Raw genomic sequence first — 13,348 nt, forward strand, 5'->3', positions numbered from 1 at the left:
CCCGGCCCAGCCCCGCGCCCCGTGAGTGCGTCGCCCAGTTCGGCCCCGCTCCCGGTGAGTGGGCCGCCCAGCCCTACCCGCGCCCCGTGAGTGCGTCGCCTGGCTCAGTCCTGCGCCGGGTGAACGGGACGCCTGGTTTACCCGCGCCCGGTGAGTTTGTCGGTTGGGTTGGGCTCTCGGCTTTGGGTGGGTGGGTTCGGTCACGCTTGGTTGGGGAGGAGTCGTGATCGGGCGTGGGGTGGGGGCGGCGGGGGGTGTTCTTGGAGGTTGCGGCTTGCTGATGTTGTGGAGTTGCGGTCAGTAGTTGGAGGGAAATCCACAAGATCGGGTGGCGGGGTGGGTTGGGGCCCGGTGGCTACTCGGGGTTGCTTTGTGGGGTGGTTCGAGATGTTGGTGGGGTGGGGTGGGGCGGTGTGAATTGAGTTTTCACGTTCGCTCGATGTGCGAAAACGGGCGTTGCTGTTGGAGCTGCCAGCGTTGTCAGCACGATCGGTGACATCGATCGCGGGGCATTTGAGGTGCCTGTCGTTGATCGTGCCGGGTTGGGCGGGTTCGGCGTTGGTGATCATTGCTGTCTTGTATTTGTGGGGCGCTACGGGGCGCTCAGGCCGTTGCGGTCTCGCTGGCCGGCCGGGCGGTGGGCTGTTCTGGGTACGCGAAAGGCCCGCGGGATCCGCGGGCCTTGGCGATTGGGGGTCTTACGTTTTTCGGGGGATCAGCTGGCGAAGAACGCGCGGGGGTCGGCCACCAGCACGCCCTGCTCCGTCAGGCGCTCGATCAAGCCCGAGGGGGAGATGTCGTACACGATGGCGAGCGCGCGCAGGTCGTCGGCGCGGATGGAGAGGACGCGGCCGTTGTAGTCGCCGCGCTGCTGCTGGATGGCCCGGGCGTACCGTGCGACGTAGGCGAGGTCTTCGCCGGTGGTGTCGTACAGCTTTTCCAGGTCCAGCACGATCTTGTTGGTGGCCTCGAGGCGGACGCCGCTGCCGTCGGGCAGCAGTTCCGAGACGGGTACGCGGTAGAAGTCGGCCAGCTCGGCGAGGCGCGACACGGTGACCGCACGGTCGCCGCGCTCGTACGAGCCCACCACGACGGCCTTCCACCGACCGTTCGACTTCTCTTCCACACCCTGCAGGGACAGGCCCTGCTGCTGCCGGATGGAGCGCAGGCGGGCGCCCAACGACTTGGCGTACTCAGACGGCATTCGGAACACTCCCAGTACTGTGCTGGCCCGGAGGGTTCTTCCTCCGCGATCGCTACGCAGCGTGACGGTACGCAGTGTGAGTCCGCCGGTCAAGTGTTGGTTACCGATGAGTCGCGCGGCCCTCGGGGGTTCTGCCGGATTCGTCCGACTGACACCAGGGGTCGGGCACGTCACCATGGTCAACGCCGCGTCCACTGGTAACGTAGCGTCAGCCATCGGGTAGCCCCCTGTCGGGGGTTCCCGTCGACGTCCTTTAACGACCCGTCCCGTGAGGCGGGGAAGGAGGTCCGCCGTGGCATCGCCGCGTGCTGACACCACCAGCAAGATCATTTTGAGTGGGTCCGACCTGCATCGGGTCGTCGATCGCATCGCTCATCAGATCCTCGAGAAGACGTCGGGTGCCACCGGCACCGTGCTGCTCGGGATCCCGACCCGCGGAGTGCCCCTGGCCCAGCGCCTGGCGGCCCGCATCCACGCCTTCGAGGGCATCGACGTTCCGGTCGGGTCGCTCGACATCACCCTCTACCGCGATGACCTGCGGCTGCACGCCACCCGGGCGCTCGGCAAGACCGAACTTCCCGGCGGCGGCATCGACGGGCGGCGGGTCATCCTGGTCGACGACGTGCTCTACTCCGGCCGCACCGTGCGGGCCGCGTTGGACGCGCTCAACGACGTCGGCCGGCCCCAGTCGGTGCAGCTCGCGGTGCTGGTCGACCGCGGTCACCGGCAGCTGCCGATCCGCGCCGACTACGTCGGCAAGAACATTCCGACCGCGCTGTACGAGAGTGTCCGGGTCTCGCTCACCGAGACCGACGGGCTCGACGAGGTCAAGCTGACCGGGGGCGAGAAATGATCAAGCACCTGCGTTCGGCCGCCGATCTGGACGCGGCCACCGCCACCCTGATCCTGGACACCGCGGGCGAGATGGCCGCGCTGGCCGGCCGCGAGGTCAAGAAGCTGCCGACGCTGCGCGGCCGCACCGTGGTGAACCTTTTTTACGAGGACTCGACCCGGACCCGGATCTCCTTCGAGGCCGCGGCGAAGCGCCTGTCCGCCGATGTCATCAATTTTTCCGCCAAAGGCTCCAGCGTCTCGAAGGGTGAGAGCCTCAAGGACACCGCTCTCACATTGCAGGCAATGGGCGCGGACGCGGTGGTCATCCGGCACTCCGCCTCGGGGGCCCCGCACCGGCTCGCCTCCTGGGTGGACGGTTCGGTGATCAACGCGGGCGACGGCACCCACGAGCACCCGACCCAGGCACTGCTCGACGCGTACACCATGCGCTCTCGTCTTGGCCGGCTTGCCGGCTTGAAGGTGGCCATCGTCGGGGACGTCCTGCACAGCCGGGTCGCGCGCTCGAACGTTTTGCTGCTGACCACGCTGGGCGCCTCGGTCACCCTGGTCGGACCGCCGACGCTGATTCCGAACGACGTCGCGGCGGCGCTCTCGCCGGCCACTGAGCTGACCGGCTCCGCTTCGCTCCGCGGCGATCGCCTTATACCCGGTGAGATGGCAGGCGGTTTTCCGCCACCCGCAAACCCCGCGGGCGTCGAAAAACCGACTGCCATCTCACCGGCGGCGATCGCAGTGTCGTACGACCTCGATAGCGTTCTGCCCGACATGGACGTCGTGATGATGCTGCGGGTGCAGACCGAGCGCATGCAGGACTCGTACTTCCCGTCCGCCCGGGAGTACAGCCGCCGCTACGGTCTCGACCTCGCGCGCATGCGCAAGCTGCCCGAGCACGCGATCGTCATGCACCCGGGCCCGATGAACCGGGGCATGGAGATCGCGCCCGAGGTGGCCGACTCGTCCCGCTCCACGATCGTCGAACAGGTCGCCAACGGGGTCTCGGCCCGGATGGCGGTTCTCTATCTGCTGCTTGGGGGCAAAGCGTGACCACATATCGGCTCAAGGGCGTCTCGGTTCTGGGAGCCGCGCCGACCGACCTGTTCATCACCGACGGTCTGATCTCCGACAAATCGGCGTCGGCCGAGGTGATCGACGCCGCCGGGCTCGTCGCCCTGCCCGGCCTCGTCGACCTGCACACCCACCTGCGCGAGCCGGGCCGGGAGGACGCCGAGACGGTCGAGACCGGTTCCCGGGCCGCGGCGCTCGGCGGCTACACGGCGGTCTGCGCGATGGCCAACACGTCGCCGGTCGCCGACAGCGCCGGCGTGGTCGAGCAGGTCTGGCGGCTCGGCCGGGAGGCCGGCATGGTCGACGTGCAGCCGATCGGCGCCGTCACCGTCGGGCTGGCCGGCAAGCAGCTCGCCGAGCTGGGTGCGATGGCCACCTCGGCCGCCAACGTGCGGATCTTCTCCGACGACGGCTTCTGCGTCGCCGACCCCCGGCTGATGCGCCGCGCTCTGGAGTATGTGAAGGCGTTCGACGGCATCATCGCCCAGCACGCCGAGGAGCCGCGGCTCACCGAGGGCGCCCAGATGCACGAGGGCGAGGTCAGCACCCGGCTCGGCCTGACCGGCTGGCCCGCGGTGGCCGAGGAAGCGATCATCGCCCGCGACGTGCTGCTGGCCGAGCACGTCGGCAGCCGCCTGCACGTCTGCCACGTCTCGACCGCCGGTTCGGTCGAGGTGCTGCGCCAGGCCAAGGCCCGCGGGGTCCGGGTGACCGCCGAGGTCACGCCGCACCACCTGCTGCTGACCGACGAGCTGGCCGCCTCCTACGACCCGGTTTACAAGGTCAACCCCCCTTTGCGTACGGCCGGGGACGTCGCCGCCCTCCGCCAGGCACTGGTCGACGGCGTGATCGACGTCGTCGCCACCGACCACGCGCCGCACGCGGTGGAGGACAAGGAATGCGAGTGGGCGTACGCCCGGCCCGGCATGCTGGGTCTGGAGACCGCCTTCTCGATCGTGCTGAGCGTCCTCGGTGAGCAGTGGGAGCTGATCGCCGACCGGATGTCGCGCACCCCGGCCCGGATCGCGGGCCTCGACGGGCACGGCACCGACCTCGCGGTCGGCTCGCCGGCCAACCTCACGCTGGTGGACCCGTCCGCCCGGCGGGTCGTCGACCCGGCCGAGCTGGCGAGCCGCAGCCGCAACACGCCGTACTCGGGCACCACCCTGCCGGGTCGCATCGTCGCGACCTTCCTCCGGGGAGAGCCGACGGTCCTCGACGGGAAGGCAGTGAAGTAATGACGAAAGCGATCCTCGTGCTTGAGGATGGGCGGACGTTCCATGGAACCGCATATGGCGCGGTGGGGGAGACGTTCGGGGAGGCCGTCTTCACCACCGGCATGACCGGTTACCAGGAGACGCTGACCGACCCGTCCTATCACCGGCAGGTGGTCGTCCAGACCGCCCCGATGATCGGCAACACCGGCGTCAACGACGAGGACGACGAGTCCTCGCGGATCTGGGTCGCGGGTTACGTCGTACGCGATCCGGCTCGTCGCCCTTCGAATTGGCGTTCCACCGGTGACCTGGGGGAGCGGCTGGCGGCCGAGGGGATCGTCGGCATCAGCGGGATCGACACCCGCGCCCTGACCCGGCACCTGCGGTCGCGGGGTGCGATGCGGGTCGGCGTGTCCAGCGTGGATCTCGATCCGCAGTCGCTGCTGGCCCGGGTCCTCGAGTCGCCGCAGATGACCGGCGCCGACCTGTCGGCCGAAGTCACCACCGCTTCGCGCTACACGGTGGAGGCGGTCGGCGAGCACCGCTACACGGTGGCCGCCCTCGACCTCGGCATCAAGCGCAACGTCTCGCGCCGGCTGGCCGCGCGCGGCGTCACGACGCACATCTTCCCGGCCTCGTCCTCGATCGAGGACCTTCTCGCGGTCAGCCCCGACGCGGTCTTCTTCTCGCCCGGCCCGGGCGACCCGGCCACCGCCGACGGGCCGGTCGCGCTGGCCCGTGAGGTGATGCGGCAGCGTACGCCGCTGTTCGGCATCTGTTTCGGCAGTCAGATTCTCGGGCGGGCGCTCGGCTTCGGCACCTACAAGCTGGGGTACGGCCACCGCGGCATCAACCAGCCGGTGCTCGACAAGACCACCGGCAAGGTCGAGGTCACCTCGCACAACCACGGCTTCGCGGTCGACGCGCCGCTCAACACCGTGATCGACACCGACTTCGGCGGCGTCGAGGTGTCCCATGTCTGCCTCAACGACAACGTGGTCGAGGGCCTGCGGGGGATCGACGTCCCCGCGTTCACCGTCCAGTACCACCCCGAGGCCGCCGCCGGCCCGCACGACGCCGACTACCTCTTCGACCGGTTCGTCGAGCTCGTGGAAAAGAAGGGCTGACCGACCATGCCTAAGCGCTCCGATTTGAAGCATGTGATGGTGATCGGCTCCGGGCCGATCGTCATCGGGCAGGCCTGCGAGTTCGACTACTCCGGCACCCAGGCCTGCCGGGTGCTGCGCGCCGAAGGGCTGCGCGTCTCGCTGGTCAATTCCAACCCGGCCACGATCATGACCGACCCGGAGTTCGCCGACGCCACCTACGTCGAGCCGATCACCCCCGAGTTCGTCGAGCTGGTCATCGCCAAGGAGCGGCCGGACGCGATCCTGGCCACGCTGGGCGGGCAGACCGCGCTGAACACGGCGGTCGCCCTGCACGAGAACGGCGTCCTGGAGAAGTACGGTGTCGAGCTGATCGGCGCCAACATCGACGCCATCCGCAAGGGCGAGGACCGCCAGCTGTTCAAGGACATCGTCGCGAAGGCCGGCGGCCAGACGCCGCGCTCGCGGGTCTGCCACTCTCTCGAGGAAGTTTTCTCGACGGTCGACGATCTCGGCCTTCCGGTGGTCATCCGCCCGTCGTTCACCATGGGTGGCCTCGGCTCGGGCATGGCGCACACCCGCGAGGATCTCGAGCGGATCGCCGGGGCCGGCCTGGCCGCCTCGCCGGTGACCGAGGTTCTCATCGAGGAGAGCGTGCTCGGCTGGAAGGAGTACGAGCTCGAGCTGATGCGCGACAAGCACGACAACGTCGTGGTCGTCTGCTCGATCGAGAACATCGACCCGATGGGCGTGCACACCGGCGACTCGGTGACCGTGGCCCCGGCCATGACGCTGACCGACCGGGAATATCAGGACCTGCGCGACCTCGGCATCGCGGTGCTGCGCGAGGTCGGCGTCGACACCGGCGGCTGCAACATCCAGTTCGCGGTCAACCCGGCCGACGGCCGCCTGGTCGTCATCGAGATGAACCCGCGGGTGTCCCGCTCGTCGGCGCTGGCCTCGAAGGCCACCGGCTTCCCGATCGCGAAGATCGCGGCCAAGCTGGCCATCGGCTACACCCTCGACGAGATCCCGAACGACATCACCCTGAAGACGCCGGCCGCGTTCGAGCCGGCCCTCGACTACGTGGTCGTGAAGATCCCGCGGTTCGCGTTCGAGAAGTTCCCGGGCGCCGACCCCGAGCTGACCACCACGATGAAGTCGGTCGGCGAGGCGATGTCGCTGGGCCGCAACTTCGCCGAGGCGCTGAACAAGGCGATGCGCTCGATGGAGACGTCGGCGGCCGGTTTCTGGACTGAGGCCGATCCTTCCGATTCGGTCGAGTCGGCTCTCTCGGATCTGCGCATTCCGCACGACGGCCGCCTCTACACCGTGGAGCGCGCCCTGCGGCTCGGCGCCTCGATCGACCAGGTCTTCGAGGCCAGCGGCGGGATCGACCCGTGGTTCCTCGAGGAGATCCAGGCGCTCATCGAGCTGCGGCAGGAGATCTCGGACGCGGCGGTCCTCGACGAGGAACTGCTGCGCCGGGCCAAGCGGTCCGGGCTCTCCGACCGGCAGCTCGCCGCGCTGCGGCCCGAGCTCGCCGGCGAGAACGGCGTGCGCATCCTGCGGCACCGGCTCGGGGTCCGCCCGGTCTACAAGACGGTCGACACCTGCGCGGCCGAGTTCGAGGCCAACACGCCTTACCACTACTCGACGTACGACGAGGAGACCGAGGTCGCGCCGAGCGACCGGCCCAAGGTCCTCATCCTCGGTTCCGGCCCCAACCGGATCGGCCAGGGCATCGAGTTCGACTACTCCTGCGTGCACGCCGTCATGGCGCTGCGCGGCGTCGACTACGAGACCGTCATGGTCAACTGCAACCCGGAGACGGTGTCGACCGACTACGACACCGCCGACCGGCTCTACTTCGAGCCGCTCACCTTCGAGGACGTCCTCGAGGTGTTCCACTCCGAGGACTCCAGCGGCAAGGCGGCCGGCGGCCCGGGCGTGGTCGGTGTGATCGTGCAGCTCGGCGGCCAGACCCCGCTCGGCCTGGCCAAGCGGCTCAAGGCGGCCGGCGTCCCGATCGTCGGCACCTCGCCCGAGTCGATCGACCTGGCCGAGGACCGCGGCCAGTTCGGCGCCGTGCTCGGCCGGGCCGGCCTGCGCTCGCCCGACCACGGCACCGCCACCAGCTTCGACGAGGCCAAGGCGATCGCCGACACGATCGGCTACCCGGTTCTGGTCCGCCCGTCGTACGTTCTCGGCGGCCGCGGCATGGAGATCGTCTACGACGAGCCGACGCTGGCCGGCTACATCGAGCGGGCCACCCAGATCTCGCCCGATCACCCGGTGCTGGTCGACAGCTTCCTCGACGACGCCATCGAGATCGACGTGGACGCGCTCTGCGACGACACCGGCGAGGTCTACCTGGGCGGCGTGATGGAGCACATCGAGGAGGCCGGCATCCACTCCGGCGACTCGTCCTGCTCGCTGCCGCCGGTCACCCTGGCCGGCTCGCACCTGGCCGAGGTCCGCCGCTACACCGAGGCGATCGCCCGCGGGGTCGGGGTGCGTGGCCTGCTCAACGTCCAGTACGCGCTGAAGGACGACACCCTCTACGTCCTGGAGGCCAACCCGCGCGCCTCCCGGACGGTGCCGTTCGTCTCCAAGGCGACCGCGGTCCCGCTGGCCAAGGCCGCGGCCCGGATCATGCTCGGCGCCACCATCGCCGAGCTGCGCGAGGAAGGGCTGCTGCTGTCCGAGGGCGACGGCGGCACGGTGCCGGAGAACGCGCCGATCGCCATCAAGGAGGCGGTGCTGCCGTTCAAGCGGTTCCGCACCCCGGCCGGCAAGGGCGTGGACAGCCTGCTCGGCCCCGAGATGAAGTCGACCGGCGAGGTGATGGGCATCGACGCCGGCTTCGGTCAGGCGTTCGCCAAGTCCCAGGCCGCCGCCTACGGGTCGCTCCCGACCAGCGGCAAGATCTTCGTCTCGGTCGCCAACCGCGACAAGCGCACCATGATCTTCCCGATCAAGCGCCTCGCCGACCTCGGCTTCACCATCGTCACGACGGCCGGCACCGGCGAGGTCCTGCGCCGGCACGGCATCGCCTGCGAGATCGTCCCGAAGCACTTCGAGAGCCCCGGCCAGAACGCGGTGGCCCTCATCCTGGCCGGCGAGATCGCGATGATCATCAACACGCCGCAGGGCTCGGGCGCCAGCGCCCGTTCCGACGGCTACGAGATCCGCAGTGCCGCGGTCACCGCCGACATCCCGAGCATCACCACCACCCAGGGCGCGGCCGCCGCGGTCATGGGCATCGAGGCCCTGATGCGCGGCGACATGACGGTCCGCCCGCTGCAGGAGCTGCACGCCGCGCTTCGGGGCACCAAGTGACGGCGCCGGAGCAGGACCCCGCCGCCGCAGCGGCGGCCGGGCGCCGCCCGGCCTGCCCGATCCCGTCCCTGCGCACGGCCGGCGCGGCGGCCCGCCGCGTGCCCGCGTCGGCGGCCTGGGCCACGTCATGGCGTTGCGGTGTGGTCGCGTGACCGCATTCGAGCGGGCCGTCCGGCCGGTTCTCTTCCGGCTCGGCGGCGGGGACGCGGAGAAGGTGCACGAGTTCACGCTGGCCCGGCTTGCCGGGCTCGGCGGGCCGGCCCGGTCGGTGCTGCGCGGGCGCTATGCGGTCGATGCGCCGGTCGAGGTGTTCGGGGTGCGGTTCCCGAACGCGGTCGGGCTCGCCGCGGGGATGGACAAGAACGGGGTGGCGCTGCCGTCCTGGCCGGCGCTCGGGTTCGGGTTCGTCGAGGTCGGCACGGTCACCGCCAAGGCCCAGCCGGGCAACGACAGGCCGCGGCTGTTCCGGCTCCGGGACAGCGAGGCGATCATCAACCGGATGGGCTTCAACAACGCCGGGGCGGCGGCCCTCGCCGCTCGCCTGCAGGAGTTGGGGCCGCTGCGTTCATCCAAGCTCGGAGTACCGCTGGGCATCTCGCTCGGCAAGAGCAAGGTCACGCCGCTGGAGGAGGCGGTCGAGGACTACCTGACCTCCTACCGGCTGCTGCACCCGTACGCCGACTACATCGCGGTCAACGTCTCGTCGCCGAACACGCCCGGCCTGCGCACCCTGCAGGACAAGTCGGCCGTCGCCGAGCTGCTGACCGCCCTGGCCGGCGACACCCCGGTCCTCGTGAAGATCGCTCCCGACCTGACCGAGCCGGCCATCGCCGAGCTGCTGGAGGTCTGCCTCAGCCACGGCGCGGCCGGCGTGATCGCCACCAACACCACCCTCGCCCGGGACGGGCTGGCGGCGGCCGACCAGCCGAAGGCCGCCGAAGCCGGTGGCCTCTCCGGGCGGCCGCTCACCGAGAAGGCCCGCAAGGTCGTGCACTTCGTGCACACCGAGACCGGCGGCCGGCTCCCGATCATCGGGGTCGGCGGGGTGATGACCCCGGACGACGCCGCCCGGCTGCTGGATGCGGGGGCGTCGCTGGTGCAGCTCTACAGCGGCTTCATCTACCACGGGCCCGCTCTGGTGCGGGGTGCGGCGCGTGCCGCCGCCACACACCGGGCGCAAGCGAGCGCGGAGACACGGTGACCGCCGCGCCCCTGGTGAGCGATCACTCGCCGGGGGCGTGGCGTCCCGGTGCGAGCACTCGCCTTACAAGCGAGAGGTGATGGCGTGAGCCGAAGTGAGCGAGAGCTCGTCGCCCTCGATCGTGCGCACGTCTGGCATCCCTACGGGCCGATGCCGGGCAGGAGTGATCCCTACGTCGTCGAGAGCGCCCAAGGCGTGCGGCTGCGGCTGGCCGATGGGCGCGAGCTTGTCGACGGGATGTCGTCGTGGTGGGCGGCCATTCATGGGTACCGGCATCCGGTGCTTGATGCGGCCCTCGTCGAGCAGGCCGGGCGGATGAGTCATGTCATGTTCGGTGGGCTCACCCACGAGCCGGCCATCGATCTGGCCACCAAGCTTGTCGAGCTGACGCCGGCCGGCCTCGAGCACGTCTTTCTCTGCGACTCCGGTTCGGTCTCGGTCGAGGTCGCGATCAAGATGGCGCTGCAGGCCCAGCTGTCCCGCGGCCATCCGAACCGGCGGCGGCTGCTCACCTGGCGCGGCGGCTATCACGGGGACACCTTCCATCCGATGACCGTGTGCGACCCGGAGGGCGGGATGCACTCGCTCTGGACCGGGGTGCTGCCGGTGCAGGTCTTCGCGGACGTGCCGCCGGCCGAGTTCGACGAGGGCTACGCCGCCGCGCTCGTGACACTCGTCGAGCAGCACGCCGACGACGTGGCTGCGGTCATCGTCGAGCCGGTCGTCCAGGGGGCCGGCGGGATGCGCTTCCATCATCCGGAGTACCTGCGGGTGCTGCGCGAGGTGACCTCGGCGTACGGAATCCTCCTGATCTTTGATGAGATCGCCACCGGTTTCGGTCGGACGGGGGAGTTCTTCGCGGCCGATCACGCCGGCGTCAGCCCGGACATCATGTGCGTGGGCAAGGCGCTCACGGGTGGCTATCTCACCCTGGCGGCGGCCCTCTGCACGCCCGAGGTCGCGGCGGCGATCTCGGCCGGGGAGGCGGGCGGGCTGGCGCACGGGCCGACCTTCATGGGCAACCCGCTGGCCTGCGCGGTCGCGAACGCGTCCCTCGGACTGCTGACGGACGGGGACTGGAAGTACCGCGTACGGGTGATCGAAAGCGGACTGGCACATGCGCTGGAGCCGCTGCGGACCGCGCCCGGGGTCGCCGACGTGCGGGTCCTGGGCGCGATCGGGGTGGTTCAGCTCGATCATCCGGTCGACATGGCCAAGGCGACCGCCGCGGCCGTGGACGCCGGGGTCTGGCTGCGGCCGTTCCGGGATCTGATCTACACCATGCCGCCGTTCGTGGCGGACGAGGACGACGTAGCCCGCATTACCGCGGGAATCGCCGCCGCGGTGGCGGCCGGCTGACACGGAAGAGGTATGGCACGCGATGGAGACCTTCGGACGACGCCTCACGGACGCCATCGAGAAGCGGGGGCCGCTGTGTGTCGGCATCGATCCGCACACCGCCCTGCTGACCCGCTGGGGGCTCACAGACGACGTCGCCGGCCTGGAACGCTTCGCCCGTACGGTGGTCGACGCCCTGGCCGATCGGGTGGCTGTGGTGAAGCCGCAGTCCGCGTTTTTTGAGAGATTTGGGTCACGTGGCATCGGCATCCTTGAGTCAACTATCCGACAGTTGCGCGAGGCCGGGGCGCTGGTCCTGCTGGACGTGAAGCGCGGAGATATCGGTTCGACGATGGCCGCGTACGCGTCTGCTTATCTTGATCCTTCAAGTTCACTGAGTGCTGACGCGATTACTGTCAGTCCCTATCTCGGGGTCGGCTCGTTGCAGCCGGCATTCGACCTCGCGGCCGCGAACGGCGCCGGAGTCTTCGTTCTCGCGCTGACGTCCAACCCGGAGGGAGCGAGCGTCCAGCATGCTGTCGCGGCCGGCGGCCGGACCGTCGCGCAGACCGTGATCGATGAGATTTCCCAGCTCAACAAGGGTGCCCAGCCGCTCGGCAACTTCGGACTCGTGGTCGGAGCGACGATCGGGCGGACCGGTCACGACCTGTCCGAAGTGAACGGTCCACTGCTCGCTCCGGGCCTCGGAGCGCAGGGCGCTACCCCCTCCGACCTGCGCGATGTCTTCGGCGAAAGCCTGCGCAACGTGCTGCCGTCGTACTCACGCGAAGTTCTCAACGCGGGACCTTCCGTGGTCGCGCTGCGGGCCGCCGCAGAGCGCGCGGTGGATGAATGCAAATCCGCTCTCGGGTGAAACGCGCCTGCTTATCAGGCTCGCGATCACCCGGTGCGGGGGTACCCCCACGTTGCCGAAACCGCCATTGACCGCTAGTTTTCCGGGCGCCAGGAACCACATGCCCCTTTGGTTCCCTGGCACACCACGTTTCACAGAAGCGCCGGTATTGGACTACCGCCGCGATAGGGACCTGAGGAGAACTGGTGCCGCTCCCGTCACTGAGCCCCGAGCAGCGCGCTGCAGCGCTGGAGAAGGCCGCGGAAGTTCGCAAGGCTCGGGCTGAGCTGAAGGAACAGCTCAAGTCCGGCAAGACCACTCTCGCCGCGGTGCTTGACCGCGCGGAGCAGGACGAGGTCGTCGGCAAGCTGAAGGTTTCGGCGGTGCTTCAGGCGCTGCCGGGCATCGGCAAGATCCGGGCGACCCAGATCATGGAGAAGCTCAAGATCGCTGACAGCCGCCGGCTGCGCGGTCTCGGCGACCAGCAGCGGAAGGCCCTCCTGGGGGAGTTCGCTGCGAACTGACTCATGGGCTCGTGTTGAATGAGCCTTGTGAGCATGGATGACGACGCGCGCCCGGCAGCCCGCCTCACCGTCCTGTCCGGCCCTTCCGGGGTCGGCAAGGACAGCGTGATCGAGCTGATCCGGGCGCGCTCGCCTTGGATCAAGCTTTCCGTGTCGGTGACGACGCGGAAGAAGCGCGACTACGAGACCGACGGCGAGCATTACCACTTTGTGAACCGTTCGGAGTTCCAGCGGCTGATCGACGGCGGTCAGCTGCTCGAGTGGGCCGAGTTCGCGGGGAACCTCTACGGGACCCCGCGGGCCCAGGTCGAGGGCTGGATCAGTCAGGGCCGGCCGGTCCTGTTGAAGATCGACCTCCAGGGGGCGCGCCAGGTGCGGGCCACCATGCCGGACGCTCAACTGGTGTTCCTCGCCCCGCCGAGCGTCGAAGAACTCAAGCGCCGGCTGATCGGCCGGGGCACCGAGGACGAGGAGACGATCCGTCGCCGACTCGCCCACGCCGACGAGGAGCTGTCGCACGAGAAGGAGTTCGACCGTACGGTCGTCAACGACTTCGTCGAGCGGGCAGCCGATGAGCTGGTAGGATTGCTCGGTTCGTCATTTTTGACGCCGGCACAAGCTCCCGAGCATTAAGGATCTCTCA

The 13,348-nt window shown here is 69.5% G+C and carries 12 protein-coding genes and 1 tRNA gene; 12 read left to right on the plus strand and 1 reads right to left on the minus strand.

Annotated features, from left to right (window positions below):
- Positions 1 to 715 precede the first annotated feature (715 nt).
- A complete protein-coding gene (gene bldD / locus Adu01nite_RS43285; protein ID WP_020517563.1) occupies positions 716 to 1,204 on the minus strand; it encodes a transcriptional regulator BldD in 489 nt (162 codons plus the stop codon).
- A 292-nt stretch (positions 1,205 to 1,496) separates the two neighbouring features.
- Here bldD and pyrR point away from each other — a divergent pair, with 292 nt between their 5' ends.
- The 12 genes from pyrR (at position 1,497) to gmk (ending at position 13,338) form a co-directional block, all read left to right on the plus strand.
- The gene (pyrR, locus tag Adu01nite_RS43290; protein WP_203735212.1) at positions 1,497 to 2,057 is read left to right on the plus strand and encodes a bifunctional pyr operon transcriptional regulator/uracil phosphoribosyltransferase PyrR; all 561 of its coding nucleotides are present in this window, start codon (positions 1,497 to 1,499) and stop codon (positions 2,055 to 2,057) included.
- Entirely contained in the window at positions 2,054 to 3,103 is a 1,050-nt protein-coding gene (locus tag Adu01nite_RS43295) for an aspartate carbamoyltransferase catalytic subunit (RefSeq protein ID WP_203735213.1), read from the plus strand. Before pyrR ends, Adu01nite_RS43295 begins: the two co-directional genes overlap by 4 nt.
- Positions 3,100 to 4,362 carry a dihydroorotase gene (locus Adu01nite_RS43300; protein ID WP_203735214.1) on the plus strand — a complete coding sequence of 421 codons (1,263 nt, stop codon included), beginning with the start codon at positions 3,100 to 3,102 and terminating at the stop codon, positions 4,360 to 4,362. Before Adu01nite_RS43295 ends, Adu01nite_RS43300 begins: the two co-directional genes overlap by 4 nt.
- Complete coding sequence (carA, locus tag Adu01nite_RS43305) at positions 4,362 to 5,468, plus strand: glutamine-hydrolyzing carbamoyl-phosphate synthase small subunit (RefSeq protein WP_203735215.1); 1,107 nt, start codon at positions 4,362 to 4,364, stop codon at positions 5,466 to 5,468. The genes Adu01nite_RS43300 and carA overlap by 1 nt, the downstream gene beginning before the upstream one ends.
- Positions 5,469 to 5,474: 6 nt before the next feature.
- Positions 5,475 to 8,789 (plus strand): carbamoyl-phosphate synthase large subunit, encoded by a 3,315-nt coding sequence (gene carB / locus Adu01nite_RS43310; protein WP_203735216.1) that lies wholly within the window; start codon positions 5,475 to 5,477, stop codon positions 8,787 to 8,789.
- Positions 8,786 to 8,941 carry a hypothetical protein gene (locus Adu01nite_RS43315; RefSeq protein ID WP_203735273.1) on the plus strand — a complete coding sequence of 52 codons (156 nt, stop codon included), beginning with the start codon at positions 8,786 to 8,788 and terminating at the stop codon, positions 8,939 to 8,941. Before carB ends, Adu01nite_RS43315 begins: the two co-directional genes overlap by 4 nt.
- Entirely contained in the window at positions 8,938 to 9,990 is a 1,053-nt protein-coding gene (locus Adu01nite_RS43320) for a quinone-dependent dihydroorotate dehydrogenase (protein WP_239133160.1), read from the plus strand. The genes Adu01nite_RS43315 and Adu01nite_RS43320 overlap by 4 nt, the downstream gene beginning before the upstream one ends.
- A gap of 31 nt (positions 9,991 to 10,021) precedes the next feature.
- Positions 10,022 to 10,108 (plus strand) — tRNA-Val (locus Adu01nite_RS43325).
- Complete coding sequence (locus Adu01nite_RS43330; RefSeq protein WP_203735218.1) at positions 10,075 to 11,349, plus strand: adenosylmethionine--8-amino-7-oxononanoate transaminase; 1,275 nt, start codon at positions 10,075 to 10,077, stop codon at positions 11,347 to 11,349. Before Adu01nite_RS43325 ends, Adu01nite_RS43330 begins: the two co-directional genes overlap by 34 nt.
- Before the next feature lie 22 nt (positions 11,350 to 11,371).
- The gene (gene pyrF / locus Adu01nite_RS43335) at positions 11,372 to 12,202 is read left to right on the plus strand and encodes an orotidine-5'-phosphate decarboxylase (RefSeq protein WP_203735219.1); all 831 of its coding nucleotides are present in this window, start codon (positions 11,372 to 11,374) and stop codon (positions 12,200 to 12,202) included.
- A gap of 185 nt (positions 12,203 to 12,387) precedes the next feature.
- Complete coding sequence (mihF, locus tag Adu01nite_RS43340; RefSeq protein WP_203735220.1) at positions 12,388 to 12,705, plus strand: integration host factor, actinobacterial type; 318 nt, start codon at positions 12,388 to 12,390, stop codon at positions 12,703 to 12,705.
- Between the two features lie 33 nt (positions 12,706 to 12,738).
- Complete coding sequence (gmk, locus tag Adu01nite_RS43345; RefSeq protein WP_203735221.1) at positions 12,739 to 13,338, plus strand: guanylate kinase; 600 nt, start codon at positions 12,739 to 12,741, stop codon at positions 13,336 to 13,338.
- Positions 13,339 to 13,348 lie beyond the last annotated feature (10 nt).

It is taken from the genome of Paractinoplanes durhamensis (assembly GCF_016862175.1).
Classification (GTDB): domain Bacteria; phylum Actinomycetota; class Actinomycetes; order Mycobacteriales; family Micromonosporaceae; genus Actinoplanes; species Actinoplanes durhamensis.